This is a genomic window from Dietzia sp. DQ11-71 (assembly GCF_014144995.1).
Classification (GTDB): domain Bacteria; phylum Actinomycetota; class Actinomycetes; order Mycobacteriales; family Mycobacteriaceae; genus Dietzia; species Dietzia kunjamensis.
Genome location: NZ_JAALDT010000205.1, coordinates 1 through 5,835 on the forward strand (window position 1 = coordinate 1; position 5,835 = coordinate 5,835).

Below are 5,835 nucleotides of genomic sequence, written 5' to 3' on the forward strand. Positions count from 1 at the left end.
GGTGCCCCCGCAGCCGGTGGCGGCGGGTTCCGGGGTCGTCCCGGGGGCGGCAACCGTGGCCGCGGTGGTGCCGCGGGTGCGTTCGGTCGTCCCGGTGGCGCCCCGCGTCGTGGTCGCAAGTCGAAGCGGCAGAAGCGTCAGGAATACGACTCGATGCGGGCCCCGGAGGTCGGCGGCGTCCGGCTTCCCGACGGTCGCGGGCAGGTCCTGCGACTGGCACAGGGTGCTTCGCTGAGCGATTTCGCGGACAAGATCGACGTCAACCCCGCGCAGCTGGTCCAGGCCCTGTTCAACCTGGGTGAGATGGTCACGGCCACGCAGTCGGTCACCCCGGAGACGCTGCAGCTGCTCGGTGAGGAGATGGGCTTCAAGGTCCAGATCGTCAGCCCCGAGGACGAGGATCGCGAGCTGCTCGATTCGTTCGACCTCTCCTTCGGTGAGGACGAGGGTGACGAGAGCGATCTCGAGATCCGTCCCGCGGTCGTCACGGTCATGGGTCACGTCGACCACGGCAAGACCCGCCTGCTCGACAGCATCCGGTCGGCGAAGGTGGGCGAGGGTGAGGCCGGTGGCATCACCCAGCACATCGGCGCCTACCAGGTGACGGTGCCGGTCGACGACGTGGATCGTACGATCACCTTCATCGATACGCCGGGTCACGAGGCGTTCACCGCCATGCGTGCCCGCGGCGCGAAGTCGACGGACATCGCGATCATCGTGGTCGCGGCGGACGACGGCGTGATGCCGCAGACGGTCGAGGCGATCAACCACGCGCAGGCGGCAGAGGTGCCGGTCGTGGTCGCGGTCAACAAGATCGACAAGGAGGGCGCTCAGCCCGACAAGATCCGCGGCCAGATGACCGAGTACGGCCTGGTGCCGGAGGAGTACGGCGGCGACACGATGTTCGTCGACATCTCCGCCAAGCAGGGTCTCAACATCGAGTCGCTGCTCGAGGCGGTCGTCCTGACCGCCGACGCGTCTCTCGACCTGCGGGCGAACCCGGACATGGACGCGCAGGGTGTCGCCATCGAGGCGCACCTGGACCGCGGTCGCGGGCCTGTCGCCACGGTGCTCATCCAGCGCGGCACGCTGCGGGTCGGCGACTCGATCGTCGCCGGCGACGCCTACGGCCGCGTCCGGCGCATGGTCGACGAGCACGGCGAGGACGTCACCGAGGCGACCCCGTCGCGTCCGGTCCAGGTCATCGGCCTGACCAGCGTGTGTGGCGCCGGTGACACCCTGATGGTGGTCGAGGAGGATCGGACCGCACGGCAGATCGCCGACCGTCGTAACGCGCGCAAGCGCAACGCGATGGCCGCCCGTAGCCGTCGTCGGATCAGCCTCGAGGACCTGGATTCGCATCTCAAGGAGACGAGCCAGCTCAACCTCATCATCAAGGGCGACAACTCCGGTACGGTCGAGGCCCTCGAGGAGGCCCTCCTGGGGATCGAGATCGACGACGAGGTGCAGCTGCGCGTCATCGACCGCGGTGTCGGTGCCGTCACCGAGACCAACGTCAACCTGGCGGCCGCCTCCGACGCGGTGATCATCGGGTTCAACGTCCGGGCGGAGGGCAAGGCCACCGAGCTGGCCAACCGCGAGGGCGTGGACATCCGGTACTACTCGATCATCTACCAGGCGATCGACGAGATCGAGAGCGCGCTCAAGGGCATGCTCAAGCCGATCTACGAGGAGAAGAAGCTCGGCCAGGCGGAGATCCGCAACATGTTCCGCTCCTCCAAGGTGGGCAATATCGCGGGTTGCATGGTGCTCGACGGCATCATGCGGCGCAACGCCAAGGCCCGGCTCATCCGGGACGGCAAGGTCGTGGCGGAGGAGATGACCATCTCCTCGCTGCGTCGCGAGAAGGACGACGCGACCGAGGTCCGCGAGGGCTTCGAGTGTGGTCTGACGGTGACGTACTCCGACATCAAGATCGGTGACATCATCGAGACCTACGAGCTCGTCGAGAAGCCGCGCGACTGACGTCGCAGGGCACTGTCGTGGGGGCGGGATCCGTTGGAGACGGACCTGCCCCCGCGGCATGCTCGTCAACCCGTGGTCGCCGTGCGACCGCATCACGCCAAGGAGGATCCCCATGACCGGTAAGGGACGCGCGGGACGGCTCGGTAAGCGGATCGGCGAGATCGTCGCGACGGCCATCGAGCACGAGATCAAGGACCCGCGGCTGGAGTTCATCACGATCACCGATTCGCGGATCACCGCGGATCTGCGGGTGGCGACGCTGTACTACACGGTTCGTGGCGTGACCCTCGACGAGGAGCCGGACCACGAGGCCGCGGAGGCTGCGTTGACCGCCGCGCGGGGCCGCCTGCGCACGATGGTCGGCAAACAGACCGGGGTGAAGTTCACCCCGGAGTTGACCTTCGTGCCGGACTCCGTGCCGGACGCGGCGCGCCAGATGGAAGAACTGCTCGCCAAAGCCCGGGCGCAGGACGAACAGGTCCGGCGCGTGGCCGAGGGGGCCCGTCCGGCGGGCGACGAGGACCCGTACCGCAAGCCGGAGGAGGCGGACCGGCCGGAGGACGACGATCGGTGACCGAACCGGTGGACGCCGCCGGCGCGGCGGACGTGTTGGCCCGTCACCACGAGGTGACCGTGCTGTGCCACGTCCGCCCGGACGCGGATGCGCTCGGTAGCTCCTCCGGTCTCGCGCGGGCGTTGCGTGCGCGGGGCGTGACCGTCCACCACTCGTTCGATCCCGGCGTCGTCCCGGGGGCGATGGGGGCCATCCCGGGCACCGACCGGGTGGTCCCCCTCGCGCAGGTCCCCGCCCATCGGGGTCTCGTTGTGACGTTGGACTGCGCGAGCCCGGACCGGGTGGGCCGGTGGGGCAGGCTCGCCGACGCGGCATCGGAGGTCCTCGTCGTCGACCATCACCGGTCCAATCCCGGATTCGGTTCCCACATGCTGCTCGACCCGGACGCCGCGTCGACGGCGTCGCTCGTCCTGGACGTCCTCGACGCGGGCGGGTTCCCCGTGGACGCCGTGACGGCCACGAGCCTCTACGCAGGGCTCGTCACCGACACCGGATCCTTCCGTTGGGGCGGCGCGGACTCGCACGAGACCGCCCGACGACTGCTGGCCGCGGGCGCGGAGACCACCGAACTCACCCACGCCCTGCTCGACGCGCACTCGTTCGCCTGGCTTCGGGTGCTGGGCGGGCTGTTGAGGACGGTGCGTCTGGAAGCCGACGCGGTGGGCGGGCGCGGGTCGGTGTGGCTGGCCGTCCCGCACGAGGTGATCTCGGTAGCGGACGAGGACGACGTGGAATCCCTCGTCTCGCACCTCCGCGGCGTCCGGGAGGCCCGCGTGGCGGTTCTCCTCAAGGAGTACCTGCCCGGCGAGTGGGCCGTCTCCCTCCGCTCGCGACCCGGTGGCCCGGGTGCAGGCGTCGTGGACGCCGCGGACGTCGTGGACGTCTCGGCCATCGCGGCCGCGCTCGGGGGCGGCGGTCATCCGTCGGCCGCCGGCTGCACGATGCGCGGTGATGTGGAGACCATCAGCACGAGGCTCCGTGAACTCCTCGGCTGACGTGACGCACACCGGGCCCGATCCGGCCGTCGGGCTGGGAGCGATCGGACGCCGACTCTGGTCGATCGCCCTGCCGGTCCTGCCGGTGCTGTCCGCCGAGCCCGTCTATCTCCTGGTCGACGGGATCATCGTCGGTCGCCAGGGACCGGAGGACCTGGCCGCGCTCGGCGTGGGAGCCCTCGTCCTCCTGGTGCTGGGTACCCAGATGAACTTCCTGTCCTACGGGACCACCGCCCGATCAGCGCGGTTGCACGGGGCGGGCCGCCGCGGCGACGCCGTGGCCGAGGGGGTGCAGGCGACGTGGATCGCCGTCGCCGTCGGCGCGCTGGTGGTGGCCGTCGTACTGGCGTTGCGGGGGCCGATCACCCGGGTACTCGCCGCGGACGCGGACGTGGCCGCCCGCGCTGCCGAATGGCTCGGGGTGGCCGTGTGGGGCATCCCGTGCATCCTCGTGGCGTCAGCCGGCCACGGGTGGATGAGGGGCGTCCAGCGCCTGCGCACCCCGCTCGTGCTCGTCGGCGTGGGCATCGGCGTGTCGACCGCCGGGTGCGTGGTGTTGGTCCCTGGTCTGGGGCCGGCCCCGGCGCTGGGGTTGGTCGGGAGTGCGTGGGCGAATCTCGCGGGACAACTGCTCATGGCCGCCGGTTTCCTCGTCGCGCTCGTCCTCGAGCGCCCGGGGTCGCTGCGGCCACGGCGTGCCGTGATCGTCAGCCAGCTCCGCATGGGCGTGGACCTGATCATCCGTACCGCGTCGTTCCAGATCACCTTCGCCGTCGCCACCACCGCGGCAGCAGCCGCCGGGGTCGACTCGCTTGCGGCGCACCACCTCGCACAGCAATTGTGGGCGCTGTACTCGCTCGTGTTGGACTCGGTCGCGATCGCGGCCCAGTCGCTGGTCGGCGCCGCGCTCGGCGCGGGACTCGCCGCCCACTGCCGGGCGCTGGCACGTGCCGTGGTCGTGTGGTCACTGGGTCTGGGTGCTGCCCTCGCCCTGCTGACGGTCGTGTTCAGAGCTCCCCTGGCATCGCTGCTGTCCGGGGATCCCGGGGTGGCCGATCGCCTGGTCGTCGCCCTGATCGGGATGGCGGTGGTGGTGATCCCGGCCGCGGTGGTGTTCGGACTCGACGGCGTGCTGCTGGGGGCCGGTGACGCGGCGTACCTGCGCACCAGCACCGTGGTCGCGGCGCTGCTGGGTTTCCTGCCCGTGCTGCTCGTCACCCGGTACCTCGGGTGGGGGCTGCCGGGGATCTGGGTCGGGATGGGGGTGTTCGTCGGTCTCCGACTGATCGCCGTCGTGGCCCGGGTGCGCGGCGACCGGTGGATGGTGCTGGGAGCCCAGACGCCCGGCACACGGGCCCTGCAGGAGGTGGACGGATGACCGCCGGGGCGACGGGCGTGCAACCGACCCTGCGCGCGGTGTCCGACCTGCACGTGGGACACCGGGGCAACGCGGACGTCGTGGACGAGATCCACCCCGCGCACCCGGGGGACTGGCTCATCGTGGCCGGTGACGTGGCGGAGAAGGTCGACCACGTCGTGGACGCGCTCGAGCGACTGGCGGCGCGTTTCGAACGGGTGATCTGGGCGCCCGGCAACCACGAGTTGTGGATCGGACGCGACGATGCGGGGATCACGTCCACCACCAAGTACGACCGGCTGGTGGAGGCGTGCCGGGCCATCGGGGTCGACACCCCGGAGGACGACTACCCCCTGTGGACCGGACCGGGCGGGCCCGCGTGGGTGGTGCCGATGTTCCTGTTCTACGACTACAGCTGGACGCGGGTGGCGGGGCAGCCGCGGGCGGACGCCCTGGCCGGTGCGCGGGAGCGTCGCGTCGTGGCCTCGGACGAGTTCCTCATCGACCCCGCCCCCTACGGTGACGCGGTCGCCTGGTGTCGGGAGCGTCTCGTGGGTACGACGACGCGGCTGGCTCGCCTCGATCCCGCGCACCCGACGGTGCTCGTCAACCACTGGCCGCTGCTCCGGGACCCCACCCGGGTCCTGCGGCACCCGGACTTCGCGCTGTGGTGCGGGACAGATCAGACAGCAGACTGGCACCGCCGGTACCGCGCCACCGCGTGCGTCTACGGTCACCTGCACATCCCGCGGACCACGGTCCACGACGGCGTGCGCTTCGAGGAGGTCTCCCTGGGATACCCGAGGGAGTGGAACGGGCGTGGGCGGCCCGACCCGCTCACCCGTCAGATCCTCCCGGCGCCGGACGGTCCGCAGGTGCGGTGGGTCCGCGGCGACGGTGGGATGCCGAGGATCGCCCGGCCC

At 71.0% G+C, this 5,835-nt stretch carries 5 protein-coding genes; all 5 read left to right on the forward strand.

The features are described from left to right. Positions 1-1,986: translation initiation factor IF-2 (gene infB / locus G6023_RS08215; protein WP_182634935.1), on the forward strand; the 1,986-nt coding region annotated here is incomplete at its 5' end. 112 nt (positions 1,987-2,098) lie between these two features. After that, positions 2,099-2,560 (forward strand): 30S ribosome-binding factor RbfA, encoded by a 462-nt coding sequence (rbfA, locus tag G6023_RS08220; protein WP_096905341.1) that lies wholly within the window; start codon positions 2,099-2,101, stop codon positions 2,558-2,560. Continuing rightward, entirely contained in the window at positions 2,557-3,555 is a 999-nt protein-coding gene (locus G6023_RS08225; RefSeq protein ID WP_096905342.1) for a DHH family phosphoesterase, read from the forward strand. Before rbfA ends, G6023_RS08225 begins: the two co-directional genes overlap by 4 nt. Beyond that, complete coding sequence (locus G6023_RS08230) at positions 3,512-4,933, forward strand: MATE family efflux transporter (RefSeq protein WP_132061161.1); 1,422 nt, start codon at positions 3,512-3,514, stop codon at positions 4,931-4,933. The genes G6023_RS08225 and G6023_RS08230 overlap by 44 nt, the downstream gene beginning before the upstream one ends. Further along, the coding region (locus G6023_RS08235; RefSeq protein ID WP_182634937.1) for a metallophosphoesterase family protein at positions 4,930-5,835 on the forward strand (906 nt) is incomplete at its 3' end. The genes G6023_RS08230 and G6023_RS08235, both read left to right, overlap by 4 nt.

Excerpts from the sequence above, each read along its gene's own strand:
- rbfA (WP_096905341.1), top strand. The coding sequence starts at position 2,099 with ATGACCGGTAAGGGACGCGCGGGACGGCTCGGTAAGCGGATCGGCGAG.
- G6023_RS08230 (WP_132061161.1), top strand. The coding sequence starts at position 3,512 with ATGTGGAGACCATCAGCACGAGGCTCCGTGAACTCCTCGGCTGACGTG.